Source organism: Streptomyces flavofungini (assembly GCF_030388665.1).
Lineage (GTDB): Bacteria > Actinomycetota > Actinomycetes > Streptomycetales > Streptomycetaceae > Streptomyces > Streptomyces flavofungini_A.
This window is the reverse complement of sequence record NZ_CP128846.1, coordinates 8,255,206-8,270,032: the sequence shown is the minus strand read 5'-3', so window position 1 is coordinate 8,270,032 and position 14,827 is coordinate 8,255,206. Positions and strand designations below refer to the sequence as shown.

The following is a 14,827-nucleotide window of genomic DNA, read 5'->3' as shown; positions in this document are numbered from 1 at the left end:
CGGACGGGGGCCGGTCCCGCCCCCGGTCGGTGGCCGCGCCGGCGGGCCCCGGTGAGACTTGCCCCATGGATACCGCCCGGACCGCCGCCTATCTGCGCCGCATCGGCGCCGACCGCCCCGCAGCCCCGACCTCGTCGGCCCTGCGCGCGCTGCACCTCGCCCATCTGCGCAGCGTCCCCTTCGAGAACCTCGCCATCCACCTCGGCCAGGAGGTGGAGCTCAGGGAGAAGGACCTGGTGGCCAAGGTCGTCGACGAACAGCGCGGCGGGTTCTGCTACGAACTCAACGGCGCCTTCGCCGCGCTGCTCACCGCGCTCGGCTTCGAGGTCACCCTGCTCCAGGCCCGGGTGTACGGGGACGACGGGCGCCCCGGCATTCCGTACGACCACCTGGCGCTGCGGGTAGGGACCGAGGACCGCGGGCAGTGGCTCGCCGACATCGGCTTCGGCACCCACAGCCAGTTCCCGCTCGACCTCGCCGAGCTCGGCGACCAGGACGACCCGGGCGGGACGTTCCGCGTCGTGGAGAGGCCCGACGGCGACCTCGACGTCCTCAAGGACGGCAAGCCGCAGTACGTGCTCGACCGACGCCCGCGCGAGCTCGCGGAGTTCACGGCCGGTGCGTGGTACCACCGCACGTCCCCCAAGTCGCACTTCACCCGGTCCACCGTGTGCACGCTGGTCACCGCGACCGGCCGGGTCACTCTCAGCGGCAACACGCTCACCGTCACCACCGGCGAGGAGCGGGAGGTCACGGAACTGGCGACGGACGCCGAGGTCCTCGCGGCGTACGCGAAGCACTTCGGGATCACTCTGCCGGAGGTCCCGCAGGTCGCGGAGCCGGTCCGCGTCGGCGGGCGCTGACGGCCCGGCGGGCGGCGCCCGGAGGACGATCTTCCGGGTCGGTCCGGCGCGGCCGCCCGGCGTCCTGTGACAAGACACGCGGCGGCTCGGCGGACAGGCGTGGCCCCCTGCGCGCAGCACGGGCCGCGCCCCTTTGTCCAGCCCCCTTGGCGGTAATCGAACGCGGACGCTGGCGGTGATGTTCATCGCGGCATTCGCGGCCTTCGCGGACGTAGGCTGCTGCACTGTGAAGAGACACATACCTTTCGAACGGCTGCACAACTTCCGTGACCTGGGCGGCTATGTCACTGAGGACGGCCGTGCGGTGCGCTGGGAGCAGGTGTACCGGTCCGACTCGCTGAGCAAGCTGCGGGGCGCCGACTGGGACCGCTTCCTCGCCCTGGGTGTCCGCACCGTCATCGATCTGCGCCAACCGTGGGAGATCGAGGCGAAGGGCCGGGTGCCCGAGCACCCGACGCTCGCCTACCACCAGCTGAACGTCGAGGACCGCACCCGCTCCCAGTCCTCGCCGGACCCCGACGGGCCGTTGGTCCCCTACCTCCGCGAGCGCTATCTGACGATGGCCGAGGCCGGCGCGAAGGAGCTGCGCCGCGCCCTCGAAGTGCTCGCCGACGACGGCTCGGGCCCGGTCGTCTTCCACTGCGTGTCCGGCAAGGACCGCACCGGCCTGCTCGCCGCCCTCCTGCTCGCCCTGCTCGGCGTGGCCGAGGCAGACATCGTCGAGGACTACGCCCGCACGGAGCTCGCCGCGGACCGCTTCCTCGCGGACTGGCGCGCCGACCACCCCGAGGGCGAGCCGACCTGGCTCGGCTTCGGGCGCGCGCCCGCCGAGGCGATGCGGCTCTTCCTCGCCGGGATGTCCGAGCGGTACGGGTCCTTGCGCGCGTACGCCGAGCAACTCCTCGGCGTCGACGCGGAGTTGGTGGCCGGACTGCGCCGCAACCTGCTCGCACCGGCGGCGGGGCGCGAGCTGTCGTTCCGGCGCGCCGACGAGTCCGACGTCCCCGTGCTCGTACGGCTGCGGGACGAGGCGGCCCGCTGGCAGATCGCGCAGGGCATCGCGCAGTGGAAGCCGGGCGAGCTGGGCGAGGAGCACTTCCGAGCGCGACTCTTGGACAGCGAGATCTGGATCGCGACGCTCGGCCCCGAGGGGCCGGTCGCGGGCGCCTGGGAGCTGTGGTGGGACGACCCGGCGGCCTGGGGTCCGCAGCCGCCCGCGGCCGGGTACGTGCACAGCCTGATGACCGACCGCCGCGTCGCGCCGCCCGGGACCGGCCGCCGCATGCTCGAGCACGCCGAGCGCCGCGTGCGCGCCGCGGGGCGCAGCCTGTGCCGACTCGACTGCCGCGCCAACAACCCGCGCCTGCGGGCGTACTACGCGGCCGCGGGCTTCGAGGTCGTCGGCGAGCAGCCGTCGAAGGACGGCGGCGTGGCCGGGCGCTTCGCGGCGACGCTGCTGCAGAAGCGGGTCCGCGACGACGAGCCGCACCTCGGCGACCGCGCGCACGCGGCCGACGGGCGGTTGTCGGCCGACGGTGGCGCGGCACTGTTCCGCGGCAGCGCGTGGCGGCTCAAGGCGACGCTGTGACGCGGCTCGCAGCGACGCTCCGCACAGCCCGAGGCGACGCTGCGACAGGGCGCGAAGCGCGTCTCTGACGCGGCTCGCAGCGACGCTCCACGCAGCTCAAGGCGATACTCCGGTGCGGCTCGCAGCGGCCTGACGCCGCTCGGAGCGACCCCTTGCTCCTCAGCTGCTCCTCAGCTGCTCCTCAGAGCGACGCCTTGATCCTGCGCGGCGCGTCGGCGATGCGGCTCACCAGGGAGACCACACCGGGCGGTTGGCGGCTCTCGTGCCGGTCGGCGCTGAGCACGTAGTAGATCTGCTCCAGCGAGGGCGGGCCCACGGCGACCGTGCGCAGCGCCGCTTGGCGGGGCGTCGCCTGGCCGGTGCGGACCAGATACGCAGCGGTCATCGAGCCGGTGCGGCCGACGCCCGCGCCGCAGTGCACGAAGACCGGTCCGCGCGCGTCCGCCATGATGCGCAGGAACCGCTCGACCTGGCGGCCGTCGGGGGTCTGCCCGTCACGGATCGGCATGCGCACGACGTGCAGCCCGGCGCGCTTCGGCTGCGCGAGCGCCGCGGCGCTCAGGTCCTCCGCGCGCAGGTCCACGACCGTGTGAATGCCGTGTGCGACGAGCGCGCGATAGCCCGCCGGGCTCGGGGCGGAGCCGCGCCACAGTCGGTCGTCGACCTGCTGGAAGTGCCGGATGCCCGCCAACTCGCCGTCGGCCGGGGCGCGTTCGCTGGCCCAGGCCGACACGGCGAGCACGCCGAGGGCCGAGGTGAGCCAGAAGACGGCGTAGCCGAGGACGCAGACGCCGACGGTCTTCAGCGCCCGGCGGGCGAGGGGACGCCGGGGCGTGAGCGCGCGGCGCGCTCGGGCCCCGGCGGCACGCACCGCGCCGAGCAGGGCGGCGGCGCGGACCGACAGCGCCCCGGAGGGGAGCGGCGCGGAGGGGAGCGGCGCGGAGGGGAGCGGCGCGGAGGTCGAGCGGGATGGCCCGGAAGGCGCAGTGGGCGCAGTGGGCGCAGTGGGCCCGGAAAGCGCAGTAGGCACAGCGTGCTCTGAGGGCGAAGAAGGCCCAGAAGGTACGGAGGGCCGGGGATCGGGTGCGGAAGACAAGCGGTCACCACCTGATGGGGCGCGCACGGGCGCACACCAGCACGGGACGGAGAAGTAGCACAGACGCCTTTCAGGCTACTCGCACGCGCGGGGTCCGGGGGCTGCGGACGACCGCCTCACCAGCCCCGATGCCCTCACGAACTCGCCTTGGCCACAGGGGAATTGGCCTTACCCGGATGCCTGCCCCTCGCCGAGGACCCGCGCGCGGGTGCGGTGGGCCGTCGCGTCGTTCAGACAGCCGCTGAGGCGCATCACGTCGTGCTCGGACAGGGCCGGGCGGATCACCCCGACCCAGACGTCCGTGTCCAGACGGGTCAACGGAGCCCGCACGTTCAGGGCGGCGGTCGAGCGGCGGCACCGCTCCCACAGCTCCCGCGCGGCCAGGGCGCGGGCGTCGACGTCCTTGCTGCCGCGCACCTCGACCCGGTACACGAGGGTGGTCGCGGCCGAGCCCGCCACCTTGCCCGGCCGGGTCTGGGTGGCGTCGGACAGCGTGTCCACCAGGAGGGCGAGCAGCAGCCCGCACGCCGTGACCACGACGGTGAGCAGGAGCGTCCGGCCCGTGCGGCGGCGCGGGACGGCGGGCCTGGACTCCAACTCCGGCACTCGTCCATGGAGTTCGTGCTGCGGCGCGGTCAGCGCCGTCAGGCGCCCGGCGAGCCTGCGCTCGGCCCCGGGCCGGGCGGTGGCCGCCGAGATCCGCTGCACGACCCAGGCGACACCGGACAGGAGCGCCCCGGCCGCCATGAGGACGGGCACGAAGACGTACGTGCGAGGGGCGCCGCCGGGCTCGTGCGGCTCCAGCCAGCGGAACCGTGCGCCCGGCTGCTCGCCGGACTCCCGCAGCCGCCGCCACACCTCCTCGGTGCGCTCCCCGGTGTCGGCGATCCGGCGCTCAAGGCGGCCGATGCGGCTCAGGAGCAGCGCGCAGCCGAGCAGGCCCTCGACGACGAGGAGCAGCACGCCGCAGATGAGGGCGCGCTGCCACTCCCAGCGCGTGAGGTAGACGACGCTGTAGGTGGCGGCCGCGGCTGCGGTGAGGCCGCCGAGGAGATAGCCCACGTACTTCATGACGCCATGCCCTCCCGGTAGTCGGGGCAGTCGGGCGGGACGGCTCCACGCGTGCCGTCGGCGCCGGCGCCGTCGCGAGAGGACGACGGCACGTCGGGTCCGGCGCCGGTCGTCGACGGTCCGGGGCCGCGCTCGGCGGATTCACCGCCGAGCGCATCGACGCCGCCCGGCCGGTCCGCGTCCGCCCCGGCCGTGCCGACCACCCCGGTGTCCGCCGGTTCCGCCACGGCCGACACCCGCACCACGTCCACCTCCCCCGTCCCCCCGTTCACCGAGAGCCGTGTCCCCTCCGGGAAGCGGTCGAACGCGTCGGGGACGCCCACCACCGTGGGCACGCCGTACTCACGGGCGAGGACGGCGAGGTGGGACAGGACGCTGCCGGTCTCGGCGACCAGGCCGGTGAGGCCGGGCAGCAGCGGCGCGAAGGCCGGGTCGAGGGTACGGACGACCAGGACCGGGTGCCGGGGCGGCGCACCCTCGCCGTACCAGGCGGCGCCCGAGCCGAAGCCGCCGCCCGCGCCCTGGCCCGGGCTCTTCCCGCGGCGCCCGACCGGTGCGGGCACCGGGCGTCCGGCGGCGAGGCGGAAGGCGGCGGGCAGGGCGGGGCGGTGCGGGCGGGGCAGCCGTTCGGGCAGGTCGGCGGGGAGTCCCGCGCCGTCGCTCGCGGCCGTCAGTTCGCTCCAGCGCAGCAGGGCGGCGCGGGCGGGGTCGTCGATGAGCCCGGCGGCCGTGAAGCGGAGGGCTATCTCGCGCACCATGGCGGTCTGCATCTCCTGCACCCAGCGGATGCGCAGCCGCAGTCCCTCGCGCGCCGGGAGGGCGGCCGTGCCGCGGGGCACCCCGGCCCACGCGGTGCGCGCGGGCAGCGGCGGGCGCGGGCCGAGCGACGGCGGCAGCAGGGAGAGGAGCACGGGGTGCCGGGCGACCAGACGCGCGTCATCGGGTGCGGTGGCGCGCGCCTCGGACAGGACGGCCAGGGCCTCACCGACAGCGGTGGCACCCGAGTCGTGCGCCAGCAGGGCTCCGGCAAGCGACTCCTGGGCGTGCAGCGACGCCAGGACCGTGCGGCCCCAGGAGACGGCGGCGAACAGGCGGCCGCTCAACATCGCGTCGGGCGGCGGCAGTTCGCTCAAGTACCGGTCCACGTCCGCCATGAGGTCGACGGCGAGCATCGGCAGGGCGGCCCGCAGCCGACCGGTCCGCCAGGCCGCGGCGGCACGGCGGGCGCCCGGGGCGGGGTTGAGGAAGGCGAGGACGGGCCGGCGTGCCGGGGCAGCGCCGAGGAGGCGCAGGTCGGCGGCCGCGCGCCCGTCGACCGTGGTGACGACGGGCAGTCGGCGCAGTTGTCCGCGCGGGGCCGAGCCCGTGAGGTCGAGGGCGAGCGTCAGACCGTACGACATGGGGGCGAGCCACAGGTCCTCCTCCAGCGGCTGTACGACACCGGGGAAGGTCTCGGCCACGGGGCCCGGGCCGAGCAGGCGGGCGCCGCGCGGCGGGGCCGAGGGCATGGCCGTGATGGGGCGGGTCTGGAACAGCCACAGTCGGTCGTCGGTGTCGAAGCCGAACTCGATGTCCTGCGGCCCGCCGAACTCCCGCTGGGCCAGGCGCGCGAGGCGCACCAGGCGGCGCAGCCGGCCGCGGTCGAGGAGGCGGGTGCCGCGCGGCTCGGCGGGTTCGGTGCGGACCAGGCGGGCGTGCCGGGTGAGGTGGTAGCGGACGCCGTCGACGCTGCCGTCGACCAGCCGGTCGGGGCCGCCGGGCACGGCGCTGACGAGCACCCGGTCGTTCCGTCCCGCGAGCGGGTCCGCGCCGAACATCACCCCGCCGACGACGGCGCGCACCATGGGTTGCACGAGAACAGCCATGTCGGCCGGTTCGGCCGGGTCCGCGCGGGCGGCGTCGCCGGTGTCCGACACGTGCCGTACGGGGACGCGGTGCGCGGAGCGGCGCACCCGCCGCACGGCGTCGGTGAACGCGTCCCAGCCGTGGACGTCCAGGACCGTCTCGAACAGGCCCGCCAGGGACGACTCGGCGCCGTCCTCGTGCGCGGAGGACGACCGCACGACGAGGGGTCGCGCACCTGCGTCACTCAACTCGTCCCAGGCGTGCCGCAGTTCACTCTCGCCCCGGTGCGCCCCGGCGGACCCGTCGGCCACCGCCACGACGAATCCGGGCAGCACCGGAAGGCCCGCTCCCGCGGCCCGCGCCAGGTGCGCCGCCTTCGCCCCCGCGATCCGCGCGTCCCGTGCCCGCCGGGCATCCAGGGCGATCACCGCGAGCCGGTCCCCGTCGACCTCGATCATGGTCAACCTCCTCCGGCAGTCGCGCTGAAACGGTCCACCCCTGAGGACGGACGCGTGTCGTCATGGGGAAGTTGACTTCTCGGACACGCGAATCGAGCCGAATCTCCTCTTCGGTGCCGTTCTTTGCCGTTCCTTGCCGAATCGGCGCGACATCAGCGCCGTTCAGGGCCTGTTGGTGCCGCGGAGGTGGTCGAGCACCCGGCGTCCGCGCGGCGACAGGCGGTAGCCGACGTCAAGGCTCTCGGTCAGGCCGCGTTCCTTCAGCTTGCGCACGTCGGCCTTGAAGGGGAGCGTCTCGCGGCCGAGGCGCGCGGCGAGGTCGGCGGCGCGGACGGCGGGGTGCGCGGCGATGAGTTCGAGGGTGGCGGTGGTCCAGGGGCCGTGGCCGCTGCGGGCGTCCACGCGGGCGAGGGCGGTGGTGACGGCGTCCAGGTCCGCGGCGGTCAGGTCCGTGTCCTCGCGCAGGCCGATGCGGGGGTCGGCGCCGACGCGGCGGAGGGTGACGCGGTAGAGGGCGCGGTCGGCGCCGGGGCGCTGGTCGGCGAGGAGGCCGGCGCGGTCGGCGTATCCGGCGCGGCGGGCGTCCTTGTCGCTGACGGCGCTCTCCTCGACGGCCTCGACCGCGTCGACGGCGAGCACGCCGACGGCGGTGCGCAGTCGGGTGCCGGGCCGGACGGCGGGCCTGACCCAGCGCCGGAACGCCAGGTCGACGTCACCGGCCGCGATCTTGGACAGGGCGTCCTGAGTGAACAGCAAGGGTACCTCCGGGGTCGCACCGAGGACAGTCTCCACCAGCGGGGCCGCGGGCGCACAGCAGAGCGGCCCGGTGACCGAGAAGGTCACCGGGCCGCCTTGTCACTGCGGGGTCAGCGCACGCGCTGCAGCTCACGCTCGGGGTCGCTGTACGGCGCGGGTCCGCCGTTCACGTCACCGAGCTGCTTGTGCAGCTTCTCGCCCTCCACGTCCACGTTGGGCAGGATCGCGTTGAGCCAGCGCGGCAGCCACCAGGCGGACTTGCCGAGCAGCGCGAGCACCGCGGGCACGATCGCCATGCGGACCACGAAGGCGTCGAAGAGGACGGCCGACGCGAGGCCGAAGCCCATCATCTTGATCATGTCGTCGTTCTCCATGATGAAGCCGGAGAACACGCTGATCATGATGACCGCCGCGGCGGCGACGACGCGACCGCTGTGCGTGAAGCCGGTCACGATGGCCTCGCCCGGGCGGGCCCCGTGGACGTACGCCTCACGCATGCGCGTCACGAGGAAGACCTCGTAGTCCATCGCGAGACCGAAGACCACACCGATCATGAAGATCGGCATCATGCTCATGATCGGGCCGGGCTGGTCGACACCGAAAACGTCGGCGAGGTGGCCCTGCTGGAACACCGCCACGACCGCGCCGAGCGCCGCGAGGACCGACAGGAGGAAGCCGAGGGCCGCCTTCAGCGGGACCAGGATGGAGCGGAAGACCAGCATCAGGAGCAGGAAGGCGAGGCCGACGACGAGAGCCAGGTACGGGATCAGGGCGTCGTCGAGGGTCTGCGAGAAGTCGATCGTCATGGCCGTGGAGCCGGTGATCAGGACCTCGGCCCCGGTCTTGGACTCGACGTCGCTGATGTCCGAGCGGATCTTCTTGACCAGCTTCTCGGTGTCGGCGTCGCTCGGGCCGGTCTTCGGCACGGCGGTCATCGTCGCCGTGTTGTCTTCCTTGTTCGGCGCGGCCGGGGTGACGGTGACGACGCCGTCGAACTTCTTGAGCGCGTCGCCGACGTCCTTCGCGGCGGCGGCCGCGCCCTTGCCGTCCTTGTCGACGACGACCGTGAGCGGACCGTTGAAGCCCTTGCCGAAGGAGTCCGACAGCATGTCGTACGCCTTGCGCTGGGTGGTGTCCGTGGCGAACGTGCCCTCGTCGGGCAGGCCGAGCTCCAGCTTGGCGGCCGGGGCCGCGATGGCACCGAGGCCGACGACGGCGAAGAGCAGCACGACCAGCGGGCGGCGCAGCACGAACCGGGCCCAGCGGGTGCCGAGCTTCGGCTTGCCGTGCGCGTCGGCGTGCGGCGTGCCGAACGGCTTCTTGCGGTCCTTGCGGCGCAGCACCTTGCGGCGGCCGAAGCCGAGCAGCGCCGGGATCAGGGTGAGCGCGATCAGCACGGCGATGACGACCGTGCCGGCCGCGGCCATGCCCATCTTGGTGAGCAGCGGGATGTTGACGACCATGAGGCCGGCGAGCGCGATGACGACGGTGAGTCCGGCGAAGACCACGGCGGATCCCGCGGTGCCGACGGCGCGGCCCACCGCGTCCTCCGGTTCGCGTCCTTCGGCTATCTCGGCTCGGTAGCGGGACACGATGAACAGCGCGTAGTCGATGCCGACCGCGAGACCGATCATCATGGCGAGCGTCGAGGTGGTGCTGGACAGCTCCAGGGTGCTGGCGAGTGCCGTGATGCTGGAGATGCCGATGCCGACGCCGATGAGCGCGGTGAGGATCGGCATACCCGCGGCGATCATCGAGCCGAAGGTGATGAGCAGGACCACCGCGGAGACGCCGATACCGATCAGCTCGGCGCTGCCGCCCATGGACTGCTCGGTCGGAACGGCGTCACCGCCCGCCTCGACGATCAGGCCGTCCTTGCGCGTGTCCTCAAGGAGCTTTTCGAGGGCTTCCTTGTTCTTGTCACTCAGCTCGGTGCCGGTGACCTTGTAGGACACGGTGGCGTAGGCGGTGGTCTTGTCCTTGCTGACGGCGCCCGCCTCGAACGGGTCGTCGACCTTGGAGACCTTCGCGCCCTTGCCCAGGTCGGCGACGAGCTTGTCGACCTTGGCCTTGTTCTCTCCGGCGGTGATCTTCCCGCCGTCGGGAGCGCGGACCACCACGCGGGCGGTGGCACCGTCGGACTTGGTCTGCGGGAAGCGCTCGTCGAGCAGGTCGAAGGCCTTCTGCGACTCCGTGCCCGGCATGGAGAACGTGTCGGCGGGTGCTGCGGGGGCTGCCGAGGCGGCGAAGCCGGCGCCTACGAAGAGCAGCACCCATATGAGCGCCATCCACCAGCGCCGTCTGAACGCGAGACGGCCCAGCTTGTAGAGGAACGTAGCCACGGCGAAAGAGACCCCCGTCGGGATTGGCAGGCAAGGGTGACCAGCCGGCGGCACATTGATGCTCGTCGGGACAGGTCTTCAGGATCCCCTCCATCGTGCCGTCCGCTCGGGGTCCGGAAGTCAGACTGCGGGCCGGACTATCGGCCCACGACCGGTGTAGTCCTGAGCGGGGCTCCTCATCCTCGGGTAGGAGACGCGCAGAATCGGTGTAGGTCTCATGTACCAATGCCGCCGAACCGGTGTGACCTGCGTCTCTCGGGCGCCAATCTGCCCGCATTACCTTCCAATTCGGGACAGAGGCCGCGTCCTTGATCACGGAACCAGGGTCAGGCGGATACCCACGGTGCCATGGACCCCTCGCCGCAGCCTGCTGCCGAGCAGGACCAGGGTCCCCGCGAGGCCGTACTTCCGTGCGAGCAGTCTGCGGTAGCGCGCAGTCGTCGTCGAGTCACAGATTTCGGCGGTGGCCGGAACCTGATCCCCCGTCGGATTGCCGCGAAGGTCGCACGGGCCGACGAGGACGTCCGCCCGGCGGCGGATCCGCTTCACCTTCCAGCTGTCCGTGACCGTCCAGATCCCGAGCGCGTTGCCGTCCCGGACCACCCAGACGGGCGTCGGCACGCCCGTGCCGTCCTTGCGGTAGCTGGTGACCAGCACGTACTTGCCGGTGGCGAGGTGTTCGAGCCGTGTGGTGTCCATCTCCGGAGTCTAGGTACGGGACACCCCGGGGCCGCCGTCCCACTCGCGGAGGGCTCGCAGGGGCCTCACAGGGGCCTGACGGGGGCTCGCAGGGATGACTCTCGGAGGACCTGGGGAGCGCGGGGAGCGTGCGTGGCGCAAAGCCCCTGGATCGCGCTACCCGCGCGCCCCGCGCCCTCCTCCGCGCCGCCCGCTTCGGTGTCATCTTGACGCCCTGGCAACGGAGTTGAGGGACGGGAGTGCCCCGAGATCGTCTCAATTGACCGGGTGAGCGCCGCCGTCGGTGTTGCTATCGTCACGGGAGCCAGACCGGGGGGTAGCAGTCTTGGGGGATCATCTGTGCCGAAGTTTCGCCGTGTCGGCGCCTGGCTCATCGACTTCGCTTTGGTGGTGGCGGCGGCCGGGGGGCTCGCGGCCCTGACCTTCAACCGCATCTCGGCGCTCATCACCGACGTTCCCGAGCTGATGACCAAGGGAAGTTGGCACTTCGTCACGTCCGGGGGCGACGCCCAGGGAGCGAGCGGCAAGATGGTCGACTCGCTGTGGGAGGACGCCGTCGGCTACATCCAGCAGGGCTTCCTCGCCCTGGTCGTGCTCACGTTCCTCTACCAGTGGCTCACGCTCAACTTCACCGGCCGGACCCTGGGCAAGGCCCTGATGGGGCTGCGCGTCACCCCGCGCACTCCATCGCGCACGGCGCTGCGGGCGGCCGTCACCACCTCGGCCGACGTCGCCGTGTACGCGCTGGCCTGCTGCGTGCTCGTGCAGGGCTGGCTCTTCCTGTCCGTCCTGTGCTGGATCGCGGCGGTCGCCCTGTTCCTCCTGAACGTGCTTCCGGTGCTCTCGCGGTCCTCCCGCTCGCTCGCGGACCGGGTCGCCGGTACGTCGGTGAACTCCCCCGGGTTCGCCGGGATCCCGTCCGCCCGGCGGGCCCCCGAGCAGCCTCAGCGGGACCTCACGAGCAGTTGGTGACAGCAGTGCGGCGCCGGTCCTCCAGGACCGGCGCCACACCGTCGTTCGGGCGCGGTGCCGCCCGGTTCCGGGCGCGGAGCCGCCCGCTGCTCCTCCGCCCGTGCGCCCGGGTGCCGGACGCCTAGGCGGTGGCCCCGCCCTTCCCGCGCAGCACCTCGATCACGCTCGCGTAGCTGTCCCCGCCGTGGCCCAGCGCCTTCGCCCGCTCCATGCTCGCCTTGAGCAGCTCCGGCAGCGCGTTGTCGACGCCCCGGTCGGCCGCCGCGTGGATGAGGTGGTCGATGGTCGCGATCTGCACGTCGACGGTCGCGTCGTCGCCCGGGTAGCGCCCCTCGTCGATCTGCGCCGCGTACCGCGTGAGGAAGCCGCTCACCGCGCCGCCGAGCCAGCGGTTCGCGAGCACGGTGTAGTCCGTCGCCGCCACCTTGTCGGCGCCGACGAGCGCCGTGCCGTGCAGCCAGCCGTTGAACGTGGCCCACATCAGGCCGAGCAGCGCGGCGTCGTACAGCGAGGCGACCGCCGGGTCCGTGCCCAGGAACAGCGCGTCACCGAGGACGTCCAGGGTCTCCTTGTGCGCGGTGAAGGTGTCCCGCGAACCGCTGTAGAGGAACATCATGTCCGGGCTGCCGACGCCGGGCGGCGTGGTCATGATGGCGCCGTCGAGATAGGTGGCGCCCTGCCCCTCGGCCCAGTCCCTGAAGTCCCTGGCCTGCTCGGGCGATCCGGAGGTCACGTTCACCAGGGCGCGGCCCGCGAGCCGGCCGGCGACCGGGTCGAGCACGGTGCGCAGCGCGTCGTAGTCGAGGACGCAGGCGATCACCAACTCGGCGGCCGTCACCGCCTCCCCGGGCGTCGCCGCGACCGTCGCGCCACGCTCGGCGAGAGCCTTGGCCTTCTTTGGCGAACGGTTCCAGACGGTGGTGGGGTGGCCGCGCTCCAGGAAGGCGGCGGCCAGGGCCGCGCCCATGTTGCCGAGTCCGATGACGGTCACGGGGGCGCGTCGTTCTGCGCTCATTGCGTGGTAACTCCTTGAAGATCCGCCTTCGGGCGGCTGATCACGTTGATCACGTACGGACCACCTTCGCAGCGGGCCGGGAGCCACGACAGTGACGGTGGTGACGGTGGCCACCAAATTCCTGCCATCTCCGCGGGCGTCGTATCCTCGCCCGCATGAGCGCTGGTTCCGTCGCGGTGGTCGTGACCGAGGAGATCGGGGTCCCGTCGTGGGACCTGTACGAACTGAGCATCCCGTGCACGGTGTTCGGCAAGCCCCAGCCCGATCTCGCCGACTCCTGGTACGACCTGTGGCTCTGCGGCATCGGCCACGAGGAGGGCGGCGCCACCGCGCGGTCCGGCTTCTCGCTGCGCACTCCGTACGGGCTCGACGACCTCGTGCGCGCGGACACCGTCATCGTGCCGTCGGTGCCCGACGCCTGCGTCGAGGAGGGCGCGCCGCTGCCGCCGGGACTCGTCGACGCGCTGCGCCGCGCCCACGCGGCAGGCGCGCGCATGGTGTCCTTGTGCACCGGCGCCTTCGCGCTCGCCGAGGCGGGCGTCCTCGACGGCCGCAGGGCCACCGCGCACTGGCTGCACACGGCCCAGCTCGCGGCCCGCCATCCGCGCGTCCAGGTCGACGACTCGGTCCTGTACGTGGACGACGGCGACGTCCTGACCAGCGCGGGCCTGACCGCGGGGCTCGACCTGTGCCTGCATCTCGTACGCCGTGACCTCGGCGCGCACGTCGCCAACCAGCTCGCCCGCCGCATGGTGGTGCCCGCCCACCGGCCGGGCGGGCAGGCCCAGTTCATCGATCTGTCGGTGCCCGCCACGGACGACGCGGGGCTGAGCCCGGTCCTTCAGTGGGCCCGGGAGCACCTCGACCAGCCGCTGACGGTGACGGACCTGGCGCGCCGCGCGGCGATGAGCCCGCGCACCTTCTACCGCCGCCTCCAGGCCGCCACCGGCACGACCCCGCTGCAGTGGCTCCTCAACCAGCGCCTCGCCCGCGCCCAGAGCCTCCTGGAGTCCACCGCTCTGCCCGTCGAGAAGGTCGGCGAACTCAGCGGCCTCGGCACGGCGAACAACCTCCGCCACCACTTCCTGAAGCAGGTCGGGGTGTCCCCGAGCGACTACCGCCGCGCCTTCTCGCAGGCGGAAGCCGCACCCGTCGGAAAACCCGCTCCGGCGGCGCCCGCAGTGCCCGTCTGACGGCGTTCGACGGGGTCGCACGCGACCGGGCGCGCCGGTCCGGGACGCCCCCCGCCGCCACCGTGCCCGCACCGCTCACAGGCCCGCCTGCGCGTCCACGCCACCCCGTCTGACCTGGGCTTTCATGCGTGCCGCCGATATTCTCGGACCCTCGCGAAAGGGGTTCGGATGGATCGGCACATACGCACCATGGACGACGTACTGAAGCTCCTCGACGGGCTGTTCGCGCCGTCGGCCGACCGCTGGACGACGGACGCGGCCGACTGGTGGGACGGCTTCTACACCGACCGCTCCAAACCGGTCCCGTTCTTCGTGGCGAAGCCCGACGCAAGCCTCGCCTCGTACGTCGAACGCGGTCTGATCCGGCCCGGGCGCGCCCTCGACCTGGGCTGCGGTCCGGGGCGCAACGCGACTCACCTGGCCGCGCTCCGCTTCGAGGTGGACGCCGTCGACCTCTCGCCCACCGCGCTCGCCTGGGCCGAGGAGCGCGCCCGCGAGGCCGGGGCGAAGGTCCGCTTCCACCTCGGTGACGCGTTCACCCTCGACCCCGCCGCGCTCGGCGGACCGTACGACCTGGTCTACGACTCGGGCTGCTTCCACCATCTGCCGCCGCACCGCCGCGTCAGTTACCTCGCCCTCCTCGACCGCGCCCTCGCGCCCGGCGGCCACTTCGGCCTCACCTGCTTCGCCGCCGGAGGCATGGGCTCCGAACTCCCCGACGCGGACCTCTACGGCGGCTCCGGCCTCCAGGGCGGCCTCGCCTACACCGCGGAATCGCTCCGCTGGATCTTCTCCGACCTCACGGAGGTCGAGCTGCGCCGCATGGACGACGAGCCGCCCGAGTCCGCGCACTTCGGCGAACCGTTCCTCTGGACGGGGCTGTTCCGCAGGGACGCCCCCACCGCCTCCGCGTAGGCCGCCACCGACGG

Annotated in this window: 12 protein-coding genes; 5 read left to right on the top strand and 7 right to left on the bottom strand. The window is 73.2% G+C overall.

Going from position 1 to position 14,827, the window contains the following annotated elements; genetic code table 11:
• Positions 1-65: 65 nt before the first annotated feature.
• Complete coding sequence (locus tag QUY26_RS35705; RefSeq protein WP_289954078.1) at positions 66-863, top strand: arylamine N-acetyltransferase family protein; 798 nt, start codon at positions 66-68, stop codon at positions 861-863.
• Positions 864-1,041: 178 nt separating this feature from the next.
• Positions 1,042-2,451 (top strand): GNAT family N-acetyltransferase, encoded by a 1,410-nt coding sequence (locus tag QUY26_RS35700; protein ID WP_289954076.1) that lies wholly within the window; start codon positions 1,042-1,044, stop codon positions 2,449-2,451.
• A gap of 181 nt (positions 2,452-2,632) precedes the next feature.
• On the opposite strand, the gene QUY26_RS35695 is transcribed toward QUY26_RS35700, so the two are convergent.
• The 6 genes from QUY26_RS35695 to QUY26_RS35670 form a co-directional block, all read right to left on the bottom strand.
• Complete coding sequence (locus tag QUY26_RS35695) at positions 2,633-3,322, bottom strand: fused DSP-PTPase phosphatase/NAD kinase-like protein (protein ID WP_289954074.1); 690 nt, start codon at positions 3,320-3,322, stop codon at positions 2,633-2,635.
• A gap of 393 nt (positions 3,323-3,715) precedes the next feature.
• On the bottom strand, positions 3,716-4,618 hold the full coding sequence (locus QUY26_RS35690) for a hypothetical protein (protein ID WP_289954071.1): 903 nt from the start codon (positions 4,616-4,618) through the stop codon (positions 3,716-3,718).
• A complete protein-coding gene (locus QUY26_RS35685; protein ID WP_289954069.1) occupies positions 4,615-6,921 on the bottom strand; it encodes a PEP/pyruvate-binding domain-containing protein in 2,307 nt (768 codons plus the stop codon). Before QUY26_RS35685 ends, QUY26_RS35690 begins: the two co-directional genes overlap by 4 nt.
• A 162-nt stretch (positions 6,922-7,083) precedes the next feature.
• Positions 7,084-7,677 (bottom strand): hypothetical protein, encoded by a 594-nt coding sequence (locus QUY26_RS35680; protein ID WP_289954067.1) that lies wholly within the window; start codon positions 7,675-7,677, stop codon positions 7,084-7,086.
• 110 nt (positions 7,678-7,787) lie between these two features.
• Positions 7,788-10,019, bottom strand: coding sequence for an MMPL family transporter (locus QUY26_RS35675; RefSeq protein WP_289954065.1), 2,232 nt, complete (start codon positions 10,017-10,019; stop codon positions 7,788-7,790).
• Positions 10,020-10,331: 312 nt separating this feature from the next.
• Positions 10,332-10,718, bottom strand: a complete 387-nt coding sequence (locus QUY26_RS35670) for a PPOX class F420-dependent oxidoreductase (protein WP_289954062.1) — start codon at positions 10,716-10,718, stop codon at positions 10,332-10,334.
• 339 nt (positions 10,719-11,057) lie between these two features.
• Between QUY26_RS35670 and QUY26_RS35665 the strand changes: the two genes are divergently transcribed.
• The gene (locus QUY26_RS35665; RefSeq protein WP_289954060.1) at positions 11,058-11,690 is read left to right on the top strand and encodes an RDD family protein; all 633 of its coding nucleotides are present in this window, start codon (positions 11,058-11,060) and stop codon (positions 11,688-11,690) included.
• A 121-nt stretch (positions 11,691-11,811) separates the two neighbouring features.
• Here QUY26_RS35665 and QUY26_RS35660 read toward each other — a convergent pair whose 3' ends face one another.
• A complete protein-coding gene (locus QUY26_RS35660; RefSeq protein WP_289954058.1) occupies positions 11,812-12,705 on the bottom strand; it encodes an NAD(P)-dependent oxidoreductase in 894 nt (297 codons plus the stop codon).
• A 176-nt stretch (positions 12,706-12,881) separates the two neighbouring features.
• Between QUY26_RS35660 and QUY26_RS35655 the strand changes: the two genes are divergently transcribed.
• A complete protein-coding gene (locus QUY26_RS35655) occupies positions 12,882-13,898 on the top strand; it encodes a helix-turn-helix domain-containing protein (RefSeq protein ID WP_436840550.1) in 1,017 nt (338 codons plus the stop codon).
• A gap of 168 nt (positions 13,899-14,066) precedes the next feature.
• Entirely contained in the window at positions 14,067-14,813 is a 747-nt protein-coding gene (locus tag QUY26_RS35650) for a class I SAM-dependent methyltransferase (protein WP_289954054.1), read from the top strand.
• Positions 14,814-14,827 lie beyond the last annotated feature (14 nt).